Raw genomic sequence first — 14878 nt, forward strand, 5'->3', positions numbered from 1 at the left:
GACCGCATCCGGCATGCACCCCGCCACTCCGCTCCACACCGGCAGCCACGACCTGGCCGCCTCCGCGGAACTGTCCCGCTTCATGGCGGAGTCCTGGGCCCCTTCCGCCCTCCCCGACTCCGTCCGCGTCCCCGCGCACGCCGTCACCCCGGCGCGCCGGGCCCGGCTGTCCGCCCGCTTCCCCGGGGAGCGGCTGATCGTCCCCGCGGGCGAGCTCACCGTCCGCTCGAACGACTGCGACCACCGCTTCCGTCCGCACAGCGCATACGCCTGGCTGACCGGACTGACCGGCGAGGACCAGGCAGGCGGCGCGCTGGTCATGGAGCCCTCGGGAGCGCACGGGCACGAGGCGGTGCTTCATCTGCGGCCGCGTTCCCCGCGGGTCGACGGGGACGAGGAGTTCTACCGGGACCGGCGCTACGGCGAGTTCTGGGTCGGCCGCCGCCCCGACCTCGCCGAGGCGGAACGGCTCACCGGCCTGCGCTGCGCCCACCTGGACTCCCTCGGGTCCCCGCCGGGGCGCAATGCCGCCACCGACCCCGAACTGGCCGCCGCCCTGTCGGAGTTGCGCCTCGTCAAGGACGCCTGGGAGGTCGAGCAGCTGCAGCTCGCCGTCGACCACACCACCGCGGGGTTCGAGGACGTGGTCCGCGCCCTGCCGCGCGCGCTCGCGCACCCGCGCGGCGAGCGCTGGATCGAGGGGGTGTTCGGCCTGCGCGCCCGCGCCGAGGGCAACGGCACCGGCTACGAGACCATCGCGGCCTCCGGAGCCCACGCCTGCGTCCTCCACTGGATCCGCAACGACGGGCGCCTGAACCGCGACGACCTCCTGCTCCTGGACGCGGGCGTGGAGACGGACAGCCTCTACACCGCCGACATCACCCGCACCCTGCCGCTCTCCGGCCGCTTCTCCCCCGTCCAGCGCCAGGTGTACGAGCTGGTGCTCGCCGCCCAGGACGCGGGCATCGCGGCCCTGCGCCCCGGGGCCCGCTTCCGGGACTTCCACCGGGCCGCCATGCGGGTCATCGCGGAGGGTCTTGCCGAATGGGGCGTGCTCAAGGACCCGCAGGGCGACCTGCACCGCCGCTACACCCTCTGCGGCAGCGGCCACATGCTCGGGCTCGACGTGCACGACTGCGCCAAGGCGCGGGCCGGGACGTACCTGGACGGCGTGCTGGAGGAGGGGCAGGTCCTCACCGTGGAGCCCGGTCTCTACCTCCAGCCCGACGACGAGACGCTCCCCGCCGAACTGCGCGGCATCGGCGTCCGGATCGAGGACGACCTGGTCGTCACGGCGGAGGGCGCCCGCCTGATGTCGGGCGCCCTGCCGCGCACGGCCGAGGGCATCGAGGAGTGGATGGGCACGCTGCTGGACGGTCAGGCGGCGTAGCCCTTCGGCGGGATCAGGCTGGCGAGTTGATCGAAGGAGAGCCAGTAGATCTGGTTCCCGCCGAAGGAGGCGGGGTCGGCGATGAGGACCGTGCCGTTCGCGTCGTCGTACCCGATGACCGTGAAGTAGTGGTAGATCGTCTGGTCCGACGGGTAGCCGGGCGGCTGGTTGCCGGGCGGGGCGACGATGTTGGCCACCAGCGGGTAGTTGTTGTCGATGTCCAGCACGATGTCGCGCCACAGCAGGTCCTTCTGGGCCTGGGTGGGCGGGTCGTTCGGCATCTCCTTGGTCTCGTACCAGCCGGTGCCGAGGTTGGCGTTGAGCACGCGCGTCACCTGGCCGATGTGGTCGGTGCCCGCCTCGGTGGTGCCGAGCTGTCCGGCCAGGTCGCCCTGGCTGGGCGGTGCGACGCGGGCGGACAGGGCGATGCGTGTCGCGGCGGGGCCGCACCAGTAGCCGGTCTCCTGGACCTGGTAGTCGACCGGGAGCGTGTGCGCGCTCGCGGTCCGCGCGCCTGCGACGCTCAGTCGCGTGCCCGGCTCGTTCCGGCCGCTGACGACGGCGGTCCCGGCCTCCGAGCCGTGCGCGAGGACGGAGATGCCCGGGGCGGGCGCCGGTTCCGGCGAGGCGGCGGCCGAGGCCGGTGCGACGAGGGCACCGACGGCGGCCACGGCGATCGCTGTGGCGACAAGTCTCTTGCGCATGCGGGCTCCTGGGTGGGTGTGGGGGACGCCGGCCCGGCCAGCTTGCGGGCATGCCCATGACATCCGCAACGAATGAAAGCCCAGACTTACGGCATCCCGCGCTCGGCGCCGCGCAGCAGCGCACGCCCCTCCGCGGTCGCCACGTGGAAGGAGCGTCCTGCCCTGCGGACCGTGGTCACCAGCCCCGCCGCGCGCAGCACCTTCACGTGCTGGCTGACGGCCGGGTGGGTGACCGCGAGGAGACGGGCGAGCTCTACGGTGGACGCTCCGGTGCGGGCCGCCCGCAGGACCGCGGCGCGCGTGTGCCCCAACAGCGGTCCCAGGGCGCCGCCTTCCGTACGGGCGGGCGGCGTGGCGCCGGTCCAGTCGGGCGCGTGGTCGATGGGATACACCAGGACGGGAGGCAGCGTGCTGTCGGCGAGTGTGATGGGCGTGGGCCAGCAGAAGAACGAGGGCTGCAGGATCAGTCCGCGGCCGTCGAGCCGCAGCGTGTGGTCCACCGGATAGTCGGCCTCAAGGACCGGCGCCCGCCAGCGGAACCGGGGCCCGAGCCCGCCGAGCAGCCCCTCGGTGCCGCCCTCGAGGAGGCTGTGCAGCCGCACGATCCGGTCGGCGTCGACGTGCGCGCGGATGCGCTGCCAGAAGGGGGCGAGCACCTCCACGTGGTACGCGTGGAGGGCTCGCCCCAGCTCCCGGAGGGCGGTGCCGTCACCGACCGCCAACGACCGCGTCCAGGACGGAAGTTGCCGTACCGCGGCGACCCTTGTCAGGTCGGTGTGCAGACGCGGCCGGGGCGTGCGGACGAGGGTGTCGACCGCCGCCTGCAGCGTGTCGCAGTCACCGTGGGTGGGCGTGAGGAAGTCCGGGGAGTCCCCCCGGGGCGGCAGCAGAGGCGGCAGGATCCGGCAGCTGTCAGGCAGCCGCGGTCCCGCCCAACGCCGCCAGGCGCCGAACTCCCGCTCACCGTCACGGCGTTGCAGGGTCTGGACACTGTTGCTGATCTCCCACAGATAGTCCGGCCCCGGCGCGACACGCACCCGCGCCAGGTCCTCCGGTGTGAAATGCACCCGCAACATGGCCTGCCCCTCCCCCGCGTCCAGGACCCGCCGGCTGGGGCCCTAGGGCCTGTGTCGGAAGTCCCGCCTGCCCCGCGACGCCCGGCACGCCCTCCCCCACGCCTGAAGGGCGCGGGGGGACCCCCAGCCGCGTTGTCGGGACACCCCGATACAACCAGTATCGGGGCGACCCTCCGCCTTGCGATCGCACGCACCGGACGCCGCGGGGCCCGCCCTCCGGGCGAACGACGGGACTTCCGACACAGGCCCTAGTCCTGGTACACCCGGTCGGTCCCGGGACCACCGGACAAGGTGTCGTTGCCCGCGCCGCCGTGCAGCAAATCGTCGCCGCTGTTGCCGTAGATGGCGTCGTTGCCCGCGTTGCCGTACAGCTTGTCGTTGCCGCGGCCGCCCAGGATCTTGTCCCCGTCCCCGGAGCCGTACACGGTGTCGTTGCCGTCGCCGCCGGTCAAGGTGTAGTCGCCGCTGCCGCGGACCCCGCGCACGGTGTCGTTGCCGGTGCCGCCGTCGCAGTCGGAATTGCAGTCGGTCAGCGTGTCGTTGCCCGCACCACCGAAGAGGCCCTCGCCGTACACGCCGCCGCCGTGCTGCATGCGGTCGTCGCCGTCCTCGCCGTACAGGGCCGTCGAGTCGTCGCCCTTGAGGGTGTCGTTGCCCGCGCCGCCGTGGAACTGCAGGTAGGCGTTGTTCCCGGGGGCCACCGTGATGCTGTCGTCCTTGTCCCCGAGGTACGCGCCAAGGGTGAACAAGTCGGACGCCCTGTCGCCGGGCGTGGAGATCGAGCACAGCACGACCGTGCGGTCGGCGGCGTCCGGGTGGCTGCAGCCCGAGTCGCGGGCGGCGGTGATGGCGACGCGGTCGTCGATGGTCACGTCGTAGATTCCGTCGTTCTCGCCGTCGGGGCGGTAACGGACCGACACGGTCACGTCGTTGGCCTGGCCCGCGGCGGCCTCGTACTGCAGCCGCGACCCGGAGACGGCCTCCACGGTCGCGGCGGGGGCGGCGGCCGAGGACGGCGTGCCGGTGAGGCCGACGACCGCGGCGGAGCAGGCCAGCGCGGCGGCGACGCCGATCGGACGGAGGCGACGGGACCCTAACGGTTGAGCGAACATGCGTGTGTCTCCATGGAGTTCAGTGGTGCGGTCGGCACGTCGTGTGCCGTCGGTGGCGTTCCCACCTCACCCGGGTCAGACGGTCCGTCGGCGCCGCCGTTGTGCGCGGGCACCACTTGTTCACCGGGGGTTCATTGCCGTACGAAAGCGCGCCATACGGCGGCAACCGCGCATTTCACTCCCGGCGGGTCCATGGGGTACTGTCGATCATGTGCTCGACGCCGGAACGACGGTACAGGGCCCGGCGTTGGTGGTCCAAGGAAAGGCGCCCCACTTCCTGTGGGGAGATGCAGGTGCAAGGCCTGCCCAGCGCTCGTGAGTGAAGGCCCCGGTCTCCGTGATGGAGACCGGGGCCTTCTGCTGTGCCCGGAGCCGGTCAGCGCAGCAGGCCACCCCGGCCCGCCCGCGCCGTGGAGACGAGTTCGGCGACGGTGGCGAGTTTGACGCGCGGACGGCCCGCGCTCGCGCCCCGGTTCACCTCGGCCCGCTCGATGGCGGCAAGACCGCGCGCGTCGACCACCTGGCGGTTCCGGCGGCGCACCAGCCGGTGGAAGGCCTTCGTGGCGTGCCGCGGGGCGGGCAGCGCACCCGCGACCGCGTCGGCCAGGAGGGTGGAGACCGTCTCGGCGGCGCAGGTGCGGTTGGCGCCGATGCCACCGCTGGGGCCGCGCTTGATCCAGCCCACGACGTAGGTGCCCGGCCGTCCTTCGACCCGGCCGCCCGCGTGGGGCACGGTGCCGCCGGTCTCGTCGAAGGGCAGTCCGGCGACGGGCACACCGCGGTAGCCGATGGCGCGCAGGAGCAGGCCCGCCGGTACCGTCCGCTCCCCCGCGTCCGCCGCCACGCGCACCGCGTCGACCCGCTCCGCGCCGAGGACTTCGACGGGTTCGCAGTGGAAGCGCAGCACGATCCTGCGGCCGGGCTCCGGCGTCCCGTCCCAGTCCTGCCGGGCGCGCGTGACGCCTTGCAGGACCGCGGCCTTGTCCTGCGCACCGGCTGCGTCCACGGCGGCAGCGATCCGCGGGTCGTGGTCGTCGACGACCAGGTCGACCCCTGGCAGGTGCTTGAGAGCCAGGAGTTCGGACTTCGTGTACGCGGCGTGCTCGGGGCCGCGCCGGGCGAGCAGGACCACTTCGCGGACCTTGCTGTCGCGCAGGGCGCGCAGCGCGTGGTCGGCGATGTCGGTGCGGGCGAGGGTGTCGGGGTCGGCGAGCAGGATCCGGGCGACGTCCAGGGCCACGTTGCCGTTGCCGACGACGATCGCGCGCTCCGCCGACAGGTCGACGCCGTCGGGCGCCGCGTCCGGGTGGGCGTTGTACCAGGCGACGAACGCGGTCGCGGAGATACTGCCGGGCAGCTCCTCCCCCGGGATCGACAAGCGCCGGTCGGCCGAGGCGCCCACGGCGTAGATGACCGCGTCGTGATGGGCCGCGATCTCCTCCGGGGTGACGTCGGTGCCCACGTCGAGGCCGAGGTGCATCCGCACCCGCGGGTGCGCGTGGAAGCGGGCGAAGGTCTCGCCGACCTTCTTGGTCGCGGGGTGGTCGGGGGCGACACCGTAGCGCACGAGTCCGCCCGCCACCGGGAGCCGGTCGATCAGTGTGACCTCGGCGCTGGTGTGCAGGAGCAGGTCCTGCACGGCGTACATCCCGGCGGGTCCGGTGCCGACGACGGCGACCTTCAGCGGTGCGAAGTCCGCGGGCAGGACACGGGGGAAGGTCGGCTCGCCCCAGGCGTGGAAATTGGGCCCTTCCGGGTCCGGATCCGCCGCCTCGTCCGCCGCCGCGCCCTCGAAGTATGCGGCGTTGATCGCGGCGTACTCCTGCTGCGCGACGGGGAGGCTGTCCGCCGGGAAGATCGCGTCGACGGGGCATGCGTCGGCGCAGGCGCCGCAGGCGATGCACGTCCTGGGGTCGATGTGCAGCATCTCCGTGCTGCCGAACGCCCGTTCCTCCGGCGTGGGGTGGATGCAGTTGACCGGGCACACGGCGACACAGGTGGCGTCGTTGCAGCAGGTCTGGGTGATGGCGTAGGTCATGTTCGTCGGCTCAGCTCGCGTCGGATCGGCTCGGGTCGGCTCAGGCTCAGATGAGGTGGGCGCGCTTGTAGAAGACCAGGGCGGGCTTGGTGAGCAGGCCGCACGAGGCGAGGAACTCCATGAGGCCCGAACAGCTGGACCGCATCATGGACTTGTGGTGCTCGTTCGCCTTCGCCTCGGCGAGCGCGCGCTCCTCGTCGAGTCCGGCGTTCGCGTACACCTTGCGGTTCACCATGCTGGTGACGATGACGTACGACGCGATGGCGATGACCAGGGAGTTGAGCTCGCGGCGCATCCGGCCCGCGCCCGCGAGCTGCTTGCGCGTCTGGTCGCGGGCGAACTTCATGTGCCGCGACTCCTCGACGACATGAATGTTGTTGATGGTGCGGACGAAGGGCACGACGCGCTCGTCGCGCATCCAGTCGCGCTGCATCACGTCGAGGACTTCCTCGGCCACCAGGATCGCGGCGTACGCGGCCTCGCCGAAGGCGACGGACTTGAAGACCCTGCCCAGTTCGGTCGCCCAGCGGCGCGGCCGGTAGGCGGGAGCGCCGAGCTTCTCGGCGCCGCGGGCGAACATGATGGAGTGGCGGCACTCCTCGGCGATCTCGGTGAGCGCCCACTGGACCTCGGTGCTCGTCGGGTCCTTGGCGTAGACGTCGCGCAGCACCATCTGCTGCAGGATCATCTCGAACCAGATGCCCGTACTGGCCACCGAGGCGGCCTCCTGCCGGGTCAGCGCCTTGCGCTGCGCCTCGGTCATCTCGCGCCAGTAGGCGGTGCCATAGAGCGTGCTCCACTCCGGGCTTGCGCCGTGACAGTCCAGGTCGAGCGGCGTCTCCCAGTCGACCTCGGTCGCCGGGTCGTACGCCAGGACGGCGGCGGAGTCCAGCAGCCGCCGCGCGACATCGCCCTCCGGGGAACTGCCCTGTGTGCTCGGCCGAACAGTGCTGCTTGCCATGGTGCGGCTCCTTGGCTCAATGACTCGTCGACTCGGACGATGTCCAGGCAGCGGGCGCGGCGTCTCGTCACACGGCAGGCCGCGACCTCCTTGTTAGACAGAACGTATAACAAGGAGGTCGGGTGCGCCTACCCTCGAGTAAGTAAGAGATGGGGCGGAGCCGGTACGGCGGGAAACCCGCGCGACCCCGGGCTGGCTCAGAGCCCACCCCCTCCTGGGTCGTTCGAGGGGCGCCACGGTGGAGGCCATGGGACGTCGTGGGTGATCCGCGTCCCCCGGACGCCGAGATCACGGCGCACGGCAATCAGAAAGTCCTCGCGCGCCTTCCGGAACTCGAGGTACGCCTCAGGCCATGTGGTGATGCCGGTGGTCGGTATGCCGCGGGCCAGCCATTCGATATGCCAGAGCGCGTGGTTCAGTTTGACGGCGGCAGTATTGCTGTCCACATCGCCGAGGATCCAGAGGGCCTCTGCCAGCGCCGATCGGCGGGCCTCGGCTGCCGCGAGTTCCTTGAGCACCTCATCGGTCGGCTCCAGCGGTGTCGACCCGGTAATGAGGCCTCGAGCGATGGCCAGTCCTGTGTACCGGCTGCTGAGTTCCTTGACGGAGTGGGCGTAGTCCGCATAGGCGTTGAGACGCCGCTCGTCCCATCGGACGGATTGCTGACGCCGCCACCGAGCGCGCTCGTTCACGGCGGAGACAGCCAGGGACACCACCGCGCCGATGGCGACACCGACAAGAGGCAGTGCCTGACTAGCGAAACTCATCCTTCTCCCCCGTGGGCGGAAACGACCTGCTTCCCGAGTTCATGTCCCCCGGTCAGGGCAGCCACACGTGGGGCAGAGGTCATAGATGCTCCCGCCCCTGCCGTACTGCGCTCAAGATGAAACGGAGGGGATCAGCGTGGCCAACCGACGCACTCAAGGTCTGAGCCCTCTCCCACATCCGACGAAGACCGGTCTGAATCTCCGCTTGTGGAAGACACGGGCAGAGGAAAATAATTCGGCTTCACCACACGAGGGGGGCCAGTGGATCTCACTGACATCGCACAGCGTTCCGTAGCGATCACCGGAGAGGTGATCCTGGCGTCCGCCACGGGGGCGGGCGCACACGCGGGAGCGGCCGTGAGCAGCATGGTGCTCGACCGGCTCCGCCGGAACGGGGAGGGCGCTCCCGCCCTGGCGGCGCTGCAGGAGGACCCCCAAGACCCGGCCAGGCAGGCGGACACGGCCGCCGCACTGCGCCAAGTACTGCAGCACGAACGGGAGTTCGCGGCGAGGTTAGAGGCAGCCCTGCAGGAAGCGCAGAGGCAGGCGCAGCCGATCCATCAAGGGGCCGGAAGCACAGCGATGGCGGGCAATCAGGTCAGCATGACGGGGAAGGGACATACTCTCGCGGGCCGAGACATTACGACAAACCGCAACAAAACCATCAAGAGGGGTGGAGCCTTCTGGGGGGTGGTGGCAGCAGTGATCGTGGCACTCGGCGGCGGATCCACGATTCTCCTGACTCAGGACGACTCAGACCCCAGCCTGCAAGAACAGGCAGAGAAAACGGCAGTGGATTTCACCAATGCGTCATGGCGCGGCGACATCGACACGATGTGCGGACTTGTCAGCAAGGACACCCGCAGGGCCCAATTCAGCATGTGTGAGAGCGAAGCGACAAAGAAGGAAGCCCAGGAAGCGGCCGACAAGGACAGGCCGGAGATCGAGAAAGGGGGACGCGGCAAGGACTGGCGAGTCCGCTCCTCGAAACTGCCCAGCGATAACAATGCACTCGTCACTATGGTCCACGCCACCATGCCCGCCCCCGTGACCCTGCACATGACCCACGAGACCGGCGCCTGGCGCGTCTACAAGACGACCGACGCGGGTCAGCGATAGCGCCCAATCGGAGTGCCTGACAGCCGGACCGGCTGGGTCCATTTTCACACGCCTCGGTTGGATGAAGGCCCGCACGAGCGCGGCGGCCTCGGACCTCCGCACTGCATGTCTAAGACGGCAGGCCGGACACCACGGTGCCCGGCCTGCCGCTTCCGGGCGCCGACTATCAGGTCAGGTGTCCCCGCCAGGGCGGGATCCGGGTCTCGACGGGGTCAGCCGGTCGTTGCGGGCCAGCTGATGCGCGTACTGCACGCGGAGACGACCAGCGCCGAGGCGGCGACGGCGGCCAGGCCCCACACCAGACTGCTGGCGTTCGCGATGAAGCCGATGAGCGGCGGCCCGGCGAGCAGACCCGTCGTCCCCATGGCCGCCACCAGGGTCAGCGAGTCCGAGCCCTGCCCGGCCGCGGCCACATAGACGCAGGGGGTGACGGCCGCGATGCCGAGGCCGACACAGGCGAAGCCGAGCAGCGCGGGCACCAGACCCCCGCTGAGCAGGGCGAGCGCCAGACCGGCACCGGCCAGCACACTGCCGGTCAGCACGATGCGGCCGTCGCCCCAGCGGCTGCGCCAGCCGTCGGCGAAGAGGCGGGCGACGAGCATCATGCCGGAGACGACGGCGATGCCGAGCGGCGCGAGTTCGGCGGAGGCGTCGGCCACGTCCTCCAGATAGAGCGCCGACCAGTCGTTCATGGCACCTTCGGTGACGGTGCCGAACGCCATGGCGACGCACATCCACAGCGTGACGCGGGACGGCCGGGTCCACTTGGCGCTCTTCTTCTCAGCCTTCTCCGCCGCCTCCTCGTCAGCCGCTTCCGGCTTCTCCGCTGTCGCCGACTGCTCCGTCAGCAGACCCGTGCGCGCGAGCGCCACCAGCAGGAGCAGGAACAGCGCGGCCGCCGCGAAGTGCGCGGCGACCGTCGAGGTCACCGTGTGCATCCCGGAGGCGAGCAGCGCGGCGAGCAGCGAACCGCCGCTGAACGTCGCGTGCAGCCTGGCCATGGCATTGCGCTCGTACCGGCTCTCCAACTCGGCACCCTGCGCGTTCATGGCGACGTTCAGACAGCCCACGAGGACGCCGTCGACGCACATGACGAGCAGGGCCACGGGATAGTTGGGCGCCGCGGCCAGGGCCAGGAGCAGCAGGGCGAGACAGAGCGCCGACAGGAGCGCGAGGCGCTGCGAGCCCAGGCGCCGCATCAGCACGGCCACGAGCGGGAACGACACGGCCGCGCCGATGCCCGCGGCCATCAGGAGCACACCGACCTCGGCCGCGGTCAGGTCGAGGTCCGACTTGATGGCCGGGATGCGCGATGCCCAGGTCGCGTACTGGAAGCCGAGCGAGCAGAAGAGCGCCGCGATCGCCAACTGGCTCCGATGGAAAGGATCACGTACGCGGAGCACCCGCATCAGCCCACTTCTCTGTAGCGCTCGATAGTTCTGTTCCGCTGTGCGACGACACGAGTTCCGTCTCGATGTGCGGCAGCGGGCCGCCGGGCACCGCCCGGGACATGTAGACCGCGGTCGGGCCGTAGCCGACCGGCGGCGGGCCTCCTCGGCGGGCGGCGAATCCGCGGCCCGCCCAGAACGTGTCGCTCCCGCCGACGGCGACCAGGGAGATCTGCTCGTACCCGTGCGCGCGGGCCGTCGTCATGAGGTGGCGCAGCAGGTGCCGGCCAAGACCCCGGTGCCGCAGTTGCTCCGCGACGACGATGTCGTGCAGGTGGAGATTGCGCGAAGGGAGCGCCGCGCCCGGCTCGGTCCCGCTCAGCTCGGGGTACTGGGACTCCGGGTACGGCAGGGCCAGCAGGTAGCCCGCGAGCTGCTCTCCCAGGTCCAGCGCGAAGCAGGTCTCCGGCGCCGCACGCATCCGGGACTCCAGCGCGGCCCGCCCCTCGGAGAGGCCGAGGGGCGTGTAGGCGCGGGCCTCCAGCTCCACGATGCCGTCCCAGTCGCCGTCGGCGATGCGGCGTATGCGTATGGCCTCGGTCATGCCGCCTCGCCGTCGATCCAGGTGTACGGAAGCGGGCTGAAGCCGTTGAAGCCCTGCGTCATGTAGCTGGTCGCGTACGCGCCGCTGGACATCACCCAGACCGGGTCGCCCGAGGCGAGCCCCTTGGGCACCGGCACGAGACCGTCCTCGTGCGAGAAGGCGTCGTCGCTGTCGCAGGTGGGGCCCGCGACCACGGCGGGGACGGACTCGGCGCCGCGGTGCGAGGGGAAGACGAGCCGGTACTGCAGCTGGTCCATCTCGTACAGGCCGTTGAACTTGCCGCAGCTCAGGTACAGCCAGTACTGGCGCTCGCCGTCCGGCCGACGGCGCGCCGAAAGGCGCGAGACGTGTGCGCGGATCGCGCCGTGGTCCGCGATGAGGTAGCGCCCCGGCTCCACGATGAAGCCCAGGTCGTGCCCGGGCAGCGCGCTCAGGCGGGCCATGCCCTCCCGGATGACGGTGAAGATCTTCTCCATCGGCGGGTCGAGGGTCCTGCCGTGCTTGTCGCGGTAGCCGAGCGCGGGCAGGCCCCCGCCGAGGTTGACGTGGTCGAGGAAGATGCCCCGGCCACCGAGCGCGGTCAGCACGTCGGCGATCCGGTCGAAGGCGCCGTTCCAGGCGTCGGACGTCATCTGCTGCGAGCCGACGTGCACGGAGAGGCCCGCGGGCGTGAGCCCCAGGTCGCGTGCCGTCTCCATGATCAGGAGGGCGTCGTCGGGCGAACAGCCGTACTTGTTGCTCAGTCCCCAGAGCGCGCCCTCGCCGGTGGTGGCGAGCCTGCAGAACACGCGGCTGCCCGGGGCGTTCGCCGCGACCGCCCGCACGTCCTCCAGGCTGTCGGTGGCGAAGTCCCTGATGCCGAGCCGGAACGCGTCGGCGATGTTCCGGTCGGACTTGACGGTGTTGCCGTAGTGCACCCGGCCGAGCGGCACGCCCGCCCGCAGCGCCTGCTCCACCTCTATGGGGCTCGCCGCGTCCACGCCGGAGCCGCGCCGCGCGAGGAGGGCGAGGACCTCGTCGACCGGGCAGGCCTTCATGGCGAAGCGGACGGCCACACCGGGGAGCTCGCGCATGAGCGTGTCGTAGCCCTCCTCGATGCCGGGGAGGTCGAAGACGATCTGGTCCTCGGCCGCGGCCTCCAGCGCGTCCAGGAGCGAGGCGCTGTCGGGGCCGTGTGTCGTCGTGGTGCTCACGCGGGAGTCTCCGTTGCCAGGAGCGGTCCGATGGCCTTGCCCGCGCGCATCAGCGGCTGCCATGCCTCGGTCAGCAGGGCGAACTCCTCGATGTCGCTGCGCGCCTCGTCGAGCAGGCGTTCGCGGTGCGTGGCCAGGTGGTCGGCGCAGTCCGCGTACCGGCCGCCGAGCGTGCGGTAGGCGGCGTCCAGGCGGTCGAGCCGCCGGACGTTCTCCGCCTGGTCGAGCCCGGTGCTCTGGCGGGCGAACTCGGCGACGACGGACGCGCGCACGTGCCCCTGCTCGTCGAGGAGCTCTTCGCCCGCCTCTGCCATGCGGTCGTAGATGTGGTTGAAGTAGAGCATCGACAGGAAGAACTTGGCGAAGCGCGTCTGGTACGCCAGGAAACCGGCGTCGGTCCTGCGCTCCCCGGTGTAGTAGTTGACGATGTTGCGGTTGTGCAGGACGCCGGGCAGGGCGGCGTCGTGGACCAGGTGGATGAGGAAGTAGTCGCTGCCGATGGTGTCGGTCGCGGGCGGCAGCGGCACGCGCTCGTGCACGTCGTGGAAGCTGATGTTGCACATGTCGACGCGCATCGGGTCGACCAGGGCGAGCAGCGCGTGGTCGCGCTCGAAGGTGTCGGAGCCCGCTCCCCGGAAGGAGTCGTCGACGAGCGCCCGCTTCTCGGCGTCGGACCAGTGGTCGGGCGCCCAGAGGCTGACCACGTCGTAGTACACGTCCGGGTCGATGTGCTGGATCTCGCCGATGTCCACGGAGAGCTCCCCGACGAAGGAACTGCCCACCATCGCCACGCGCTTGTCGTCGTGGCGCGGGTCGAGAGCGCTCTCGGTGACGCCGTGCGCCGCCTCCCGCGCGGTCCTGCCGAGCGACATGAGCTCGTGGTGGACCGGGAAGACGGGCTCGCCCTCGGCGCTCTGGTAGCGGCTGTCGGAGTCCCTGCGGTGCACGGACTCGCAGCCCAGGGCCCCGGCGATGAGGAAGGCGCGGTTGGTGCAGGCGCCGTAGGAGAGGCGGTCGGGGAGCATCAGGTCGAGCATCAGCTCGGGCTTGGCGACCTCGGCCTCGGCGATCACCCGGCGCAGGAATTCGCGCTGGGCCTGCTCGTCGAGGTGGTGCACGACGACACGCGGCACGTCGGGCAGCGCGGCCACGGCCCGGGTGTGCTCGGCGAACGTGGCGGCGTCGGAGGAGTCGAGGATCAGCAGGTGCGCCTCGACGTCGAAGTGCGCGGTGGCGTACGCCGCCTCCTGCCCGATCGCGGCGATGGTCTCCGGGCAGGACCGGTTGGTGGGAAGCGTCAGGCAGATGCGTCGCATGCGGCTTCCCCGTTCCAGGACTTGAGGCCGAGGAGCTTGGCTCCCAGGTCGTTGAGCGCGGCGGTGCCGTAGCGCAGGGACTCGTGCTTGTCGGCGTCCCCGAGCAGCGTGGCGTTCCAGTCCGGCGTGCTGAGGTTGCTCCAGGAGTCGACGCGGGAGCGGCGGAGCTCGTCGTGGGACTCGAGGGCGGGCATCATCGAGAGGTACTGGACCGCCCGGACGCCGTCCTTCGAGGTGTTGGGAGCGACGCCGTGCGCCAGCAGGCCGTTCCAGATCAGCAGGTCACCGGCTTCCAGCTCGGGCCGGACGACGGGCATCTCGTCGCGGTCGATCGCCGGGCGTATGGGGTCGCGGCCGTCCGGCTGGAGGGCCTTCCACCGGTCGAACTGGCGGAACAGCTCGGGGCAGCACTGGAAGCCGCCGTGGTCCTCGCGGGTGTCGTCCAGGGCGATGATGCCCTGCACGCGCTGGGGCAGCACGCCGAGGGTGGTGTCGACGTCCCAGTGGAGGTTGATGTCGAAGCCGCGGTCCGTGGGCGCGATCAGGGAGCGGGAGCGGTTCTTGACGTTGGGCGGGTTGAGGTTGAGGCGGTCCAGGGTCACCCAGAGCTCTTCGCAGTCCCATACGTCGACGAACGCGTCGTAGACCCGCTGCGTCTGACGGCTGTCCCAGATCAGCTGGTGGTGGTAGGCCTCGACGAAGCCGTAGACGTGCAGCTCACGGTCCAGGTCGGAGCGGAACTCGCGGTCCTCGTACCAGGTCTCGGGGCGGCCGCGGTCCAGGCCCTGGAACTCCCAGGCGAAGTCGAGGAGGTCCTTGGCGGACTCCCTGGGGATCGCCTGCTTCACGACGATGTAGCCGTACGTCTGCCAGTGGGCGAAGTCCTCCTCGGAGAGGACGCGCAGGGGCCGGGTCTTCTCGAGGTCGCGCAGCTGGGTCTGGACCAGGTACGTGTCGGCGTCCGAGCTGAAGTACGGGACGTCGGAGGGGGCTCGATGGAGGTAGCGGTCATTCGCTGACATGTGGTGCTCCAAGGATCGGTATTTCGTCCGGCGGCAGGTCTCCACGCCGGATGGGCCGGGTCGTCCCGGCCCGCCGGGGCAGCACGTTCACACCCGCCCCCTGTCGAACTTGCGTCCCACCTAAAATGGACTAGACCAACTCCATGTGTCAACAATTGAATTGGGTGCCTTGAGACCCAAAAAGGCGA

Annotated in this window: 13 protein-coding genes; 2 read left to right on the forward strand and 11 right to left on the reverse strand. The window is 70.9% G+C overall.

What is annotated here, in order from left to right; translation table 11 throughout:
• The first annotated feature begins 13 nt into the window (after positions 1–13).
• Positions 14–1390 (forward strand): aminopeptidase P family protein, encoded by a 1377-nt coding sequence (locus ABZV77_RS10685; RefSeq protein ID WP_356254272.1) that lies wholly within the window; start codon positions 14–16, stop codon positions 1388–1390.
• Here the strand turns inward: ABZV77_RS10685 and ABZV77_RS10690 are convergent.
• The 6 genes from ABZV77_RS10690 to ABZV77_RS10715 form a co-directional block, all read right to left on the reverse strand.
• On the reverse strand, positions 1378–2094 hold the full coding sequence (locus tag ABZV77_RS10690) for a C39 family peptidase (protein ID WP_356253283.1): 717 nt from the start codon (positions 2092–2094) through the stop codon (positions 1378–1380). The two genes, ABZV77_RS10685 and ABZV77_RS10690, sit on opposite strands and share 13 nt — an antisense overlap.
• Positions 2095–2180: 86 nt before the next feature.
• On the reverse strand, positions 2181–3170 hold the full coding sequence (locus ABZV77_RS10695) for a helix-turn-helix domain-containing protein (RefSeq protein WP_356253285.1): 990 nt from the start codon (positions 3168–3170) through the stop codon (positions 2181–2183).
• A 248-nt stretch (positions 3171–3418) separates the two neighbouring features.
• The gene (locus tag ABZV77_RS10700; protein WP_356253287.1) at positions 3419–4282 is read right to left on the reverse strand and encodes a calcium-binding protein; all 864 of its coding nucleotides are present in this window, start codon (positions 4280–4282) and stop codon (positions 3419–3421) included.
• Positions 4283–4658: 376 nt separating this feature from the next.
• Positions 4659–6320, reverse strand: coding sequence for an FAD-dependent oxidoreductase (locus tag ABZV77_RS10705; RefSeq protein ID WP_356253289.1), 1662 nt, complete (start codon positions 6318–6320; stop codon positions 4659–4661).
• A gap of 46 nt (positions 6321–6366) precedes the next feature.
• Complete coding sequence (locus ABZV77_RS10710) at positions 6367–7281, reverse strand: diiron oxygenase (RefSeq protein WP_356253291.1); 915 nt, start codon at positions 7279–7281, stop codon at positions 6367–6369.
• 197 nt (positions 7282–7478) lie between these two features.
• A complete protein-coding gene (locus ABZV77_RS10715) occupies positions 7479–8048 on the reverse strand; it encodes a hypothetical protein (RefSeq protein ID WP_356253293.1) in 570 nt (189 codons plus the stop codon).
• A 357-nt stretch (positions 8049–8405) separates the two neighbouring features.
• Here ABZV77_RS10715 and ABZV77_RS10720 point away from each other — a divergent pair, with 357 nt between their 5' ends.
• Positions 8406–9167, forward strand: coding sequence for a hypothetical protein (locus ABZV77_RS10720; RefSeq protein ID WP_356253295.1), 762 nt, complete (start codon positions 8406–8408; stop codon positions 9165–9167).
• Positions 9168–9379: 212 nt separating this feature from the next.
• Here ABZV77_RS10720 and ABZV77_RS10725 read toward each other — a convergent pair whose 3' ends face one another.
• From ABZV77_RS10725 to ABZV77_RS10745, 5 genes are read right to left on the reverse strand one after another with little or no spacing between them, the layout of a single operon-like run.
• Complete coding sequence (locus tag ABZV77_RS10725) at positions 9380–10576, reverse strand: MFS transporter (protein ID WP_356253298.1); 1197 nt, start codon at positions 10574–10576, stop codon at positions 9380–9382.
• Entirely contained in the window at positions 10554–11159 is a 606-nt protein-coding gene (locus ABZV77_RS10730; RefSeq protein ID WP_356253301.1) for a GNAT family N-acetyltransferase, read from the reverse strand. The genes ABZV77_RS10725 and ABZV77_RS10730 overlap by 23 nt, the downstream gene beginning before the upstream one ends.
• The gene (locus ABZV77_RS10735; protein WP_356253304.1) at positions 11156–12352 is read right to left on the reverse strand and encodes a type III PLP-dependent enzyme; all 1197 of its coding nucleotides are present in this window, start codon (positions 12350–12352) and stop codon (positions 11156–11158) included. The genes ABZV77_RS10730 and ABZV77_RS10735 overlap by 4 nt, the downstream gene beginning before the upstream one ends.
• Complete coding sequence (locus ABZV77_RS10740; protein ID WP_356253306.1) at positions 12349–13668, reverse strand: DUF6271 family protein; 1320 nt, start codon at positions 13666–13668, stop codon at positions 12349–12351. Before ABZV77_RS10740 ends, ABZV77_RS10735 begins: the two co-directional genes overlap by 4 nt.
• Entirely contained in the window at positions 13650–14690 is a 1041-nt protein-coding gene (locus ABZV77_RS10745; RefSeq protein WP_356253309.1) for a phytanoyl-CoA dioxygenase family protein, read from the reverse strand. Before ABZV77_RS10745 ends, ABZV77_RS10740 begins: the two co-directional genes overlap by 19 nt.
• Between the last annotated feature and the right edge of the window lie 188 nt (positions 14691–14878).

The organism is Streptomyces sp. NPDC004732 (assembly GCF_040609235.1).
Lineage (GTDB): Bacteria > Actinomycetota > Actinomycetes > Streptomycetales > Streptomycetaceae > Streptomyces.